This window comes from Acidithiobacillus sp. TH-A35 (genome assembly GCF_057473505.1).
Map to the genome: position 1 here is coordinate 1 of NZ_JBYCKR010000262.1, position 3,582 is coordinate 3,582.

Annotated in this window: 4 protein-coding genes; 3 read left to right on the forward strand and 1 reads right to left on the reverse strand. The window is 61.3% G+C overall.

Going from position 1 to position 3,582, the window contains the following annotated elements:
* Positions 1 to 118: 118 nt before the first annotated feature.
* Positions 119 to 559: an Hsp20/alpha crystallin family protein gene (locus AC2VNK_RS08690; protein ID WP_291522159.1), complete on the reverse strand. Its 441-nt coding sequence runs from the start codon at positions 557 to 559 to the stop codon at positions 119 to 121.
* A gap of 349 nt (positions 560 to 908) precedes the next feature.
* On the opposite strand from AC2VNK_RS08690, the gene AC2VNK_RS08695 reads away from it, so the two are divergent.
* The 3 genes from AC2VNK_RS08695 to AC2VNK_RS08705 form a co-directional block, all read left to right on the forward strand.
* Entirely contained in the window at positions 909 to 1,478 is a 570-nt protein-coding gene (locus tag AC2VNK_RS08695; RefSeq protein ID WP_291522157.1) for a phosphoribosyltransferase family protein, read from the forward strand.
* Positions 1,479 to 1,488: 10 nt separating this feature from the next.
* Complete coding sequence (gene sat, locus AC2VNK_RS08700) at positions 1,489 to 3,162, forward strand: sulfate adenylyltransferase (RefSeq protein ID WP_486883483.1); 1,674 nt, start codon at positions 1,489 to 1,491, stop codon at positions 3,160 to 3,162.
* Between the two features lie 35 nt (positions 3,163 to 3,197).
* The coding region (locus AC2VNK_RS08705) for an NFACT family protein (RefSeq protein ID WP_486883484.1) at positions 3,198 to 3,582 on the forward strand (385 nt) is incomplete at its 3' end.

Genomic DNA, 3,582 nt, shown 5'->3' on the forward strand with positions numbered 1-3,582 from the left:
GTCAGAGAGCCGGCCCCTTCGCGGGGGCCGGCTTTTTTGTAGGTCATGAGTTTCACATCAATCGAATTCTTACCGTGGCGTAACGCTCTGTACGCCCGCCGGCGATTTGTTGGAGCGCCTACTCCACTTTCACTTCAATGGCCTTATGCTTCGTTTCAGCACTTTTTGGCACCTGGAGATTCAGCATGCCATCCTTAAACGTGGCTTTGATCTTGGTTTCATCGACATTGTCAGGCAGCGTAAAACTACGGACAAAGCTTCCGTAGTACCGCTCGACTCGATGGAACTTTTTCCCTTTTTCTTCCTTCTCCTGTTTCCTTTCTCCCTGGATGGTCAGTACCCCATTGTCCACGCTGACTTTGACATCTTCTTTCTTGACCTCGGGTATTTCCGCCTTGATCACGAACTCATTGGCGGTCTCGCTGATGTCAACGCGGGGAGACCAATCACCCGTTGTCATGAGTTCCTGACCCCGGTTAGAAGGCCAACCCATCGCCCTTATGTAGCGATCGAACATATCGTCGATTTCACGCAGCGGTTCCCATTTAATAAGTGCCATGATATTGCTCCTCAGTTATGCGGGACTCGTTTACCTTATTGGATAGCCCGCGTTCCATCCAGTAAGGATTTCATTTTTGAGCTCAAGCATCATTCAGACGGCTTAAGGGCCGCCGAACCAATGTCGCCCAACTTTTTCACCGGCAACACAGAACACGAAAAAACAGTCACTTAACCACTTCACTGCAATCTATACCCGTTCATACGGCCACACAACCCGACCTGTGATTCCGAGCAACCAAACAACAGGGGAAAACGCCCGTGCTGCAGCAGAGCAACAATAATAGACGATACCCCCAAGCTACCCACCCCCCTTCCCCTGTGGCAGAATGCGCATAAAAGGAGCATTCATGACCCACACCGATAGCCACAGCAGCACCTACCCCCTCCACATCAACGGGGTGCAGCGCCACCTCCCCCTTTTTAAAGTGCAGCCGGACCTGGCCATCGCCGTCCTCAACATCCTCGGCGATACGGAACTGACGGAGGCCGCGGCCCACGCGCTGAACGGGCGCATGGCGGAACGCTCCTACGACGTGATCGTCACTGCCGAGGCCAAGAGTATTCCCCTGGCCTACGCCTTGTCGGTGCACAGTGGGCGTCCCTATATCGTCCTGCGCAAGAACTACAAGTCTTACATGGGCGAGGCTTTGTCCACCGAAACCCTGTCCATCACCACCGGCAAGCCCCAGACCCTGTATCTGGATGCCAAGGATCGCGCGGCGATCAGCGGCAAACGGGTGGCGCTGGTGGATGACGTGGTCAGCACCGGATCGACCCTGGCGGCCATGCGCGCGCTCATGGCGCAGGCCGATGCGGAGATTGCCGCCGTCGCAGCCATTTGTACGGAAGGCGACGCCACCCAGTGGTCGGATGTGATCGCCCTGGCGCACCTGCCGCTCTTTCCGCTCTCCGCGTAAGGACAGGTCCATGTCCATTCCACCGGTTCATGTCCTGACGGCGCGCCAACGCTGCGATCTGGAGCTGTTGCTGACCGGCGCTTTTGCTCCGCTGGAAGGTTACCTGGATGCAGCGGACTGGCAGTCCGTGCTGCAGGATATGCGCCTGGGTAATGGCGCGCTCTGGCCTATTCCCGTGGTGCTCGACGTCAGCGAGGCGCTCGGCCAGTCTTTGGCGGCAGGGGACACTTTGCGCCTGGAGCGCAGTGATGGCACGCCCCTCGGGTCCGTTGCCGTCAGCGCCTGCTATCGTCCGGATAAACTGCTGGAGGCCGCGGCGGTTTATGGGACGACCGACCCCAGCCATCCGGGCGTGGCCGAGTTGCTGGCGCGCGGCCCCTACTATGTGGCAGGGCGCGTGTCGGCTTGGGATGCGGACACCCTGACCCGCGCCGCCGCCGTCGAATTTCCGCCCGAGTATCAGACCCCGGCCATGCTGCAAAGGCACTGGAGCGGAACGCATCCGGTTGTCGCCTTTCAGACCCGCAACCCCCTGCATCACGCCCACATCGCCGTGACCCAGGCGGGACTGGAACAGGCCGGGGCAGGTGCGCGTCTGCTCCTGCACCCGGCCATTGGTCCCACCAAACCTGGCGATGTGGAGGCGTCCTACCGCATGCGCGTGTACCGTGCGGTGCTGGGCCATTATCCCCAGGCGACTGCCCTGCTCTCGGCCCTGCCCCTGGCCATGCGCATGGCCGGCCCGCGAGAGGCGCTGTGGCACGCGCTGATTCGCCGCAACTATGGAGCCACCCATTTCATTATCGGTCGCGGTCATGCCGACCCTGGCGCAGCGGCGGGCGGTCTGCTCTACCCGGCCTTTGCGGCACAGGAGCTTTTTGCCCGGCACGCCGATGAGATGGGTATTGCCGGCATTTTTCTGCCCGAATATGCGTATTCCCGGACCCGGCGCCGTTATGTACCGGTGGAAGAGGCCAACGGCGAGGCCCTGGCGGGCATTTCCGGCACGGAGTTGCGGCGGCGACTGGCCAGCCGGGAGGACATACCCGAATGGTTCTCCCCACCGGAGGTCATTCAGATATTGCGCCAGGCCTACCGCGGTGCGGACCGGCGCGGACTGGTCATCTGGTTTACCGGACTGTCTGCCAGCGGCAAAAGCACTCTGGCGGGGATGCTGGCCCGCACTCTGGAAGCGGATGATGAGCGCGCCGTGACCCTGCTGGATGGCGATGTGGTGCGGCGTTTTCTGTCCAAAGGCTTGAGTTTCAGCCGCGAAGACCGCGACGAAAATATCCGCCGCATCGGCTTCGTCGCTAGTCTGGTGGCACGCCATGGCGGCATTGCGGTGGTCGCTGCCATTTCCCCCTATCGTCAGGCCCGCGCCGATGCGCGTCGTCTGGTGGAAGAAGCCGGTGGTCTATTTATCGAAGTCCATGTGGCCACCCCGCTGGAGGTCTGTGCCGAGCGCGATCCCAAAGGCCTTTATGCCAAGGCCATGCGCGGCGAGATCACCGGCTTTACCGGCGTGGACGACCCCTACGAGGCACCGGAGCATGCGGAATGTGTATTGGACGCCAGCCTGCAAAAGCCGCCGACCGCGTTGGCGACACTGATGGGCGTGCTGCGCCAACTGGGCGCGGTGACGGATAAGGCGGTCGTGATCGAGGCGCGCAAAGAGGCGTGAGCACGTTGCCAGTGCGCGCGGTTTAGCTTCGACAGATGGACACTTTGCAACTCGCCGCCGCCGCCCAGTGTCTGGACAGCCAGCTCGCGCAGCAGGCCATCCAGGGCATCAGCGACGCGCCGGGCGGGATATATCTGCACACCGCCAAAACGCATCTTGCGCTGATCGTGCAGCGTGCCCCTCTGGGGCTCTGGCAGGATACCGCATTCCATAAGCCGGGCGCCCTGACCACCTGGAGCAGCCCGCTCAATCAGCGTTTGGCGGGTTTTCGCATTCAGCGAATCAGCGTGCCCTGGGCGGATCGCATCGTGCGCATGGATTGCAGCCGCGTCCATATCAGCAAACGGGTGGACCAGGTCAGTCTGATTGCCGAATGCTTTGGCGGACGCGGCAATATCGCCCTGCTCGATGAGGCGCAGC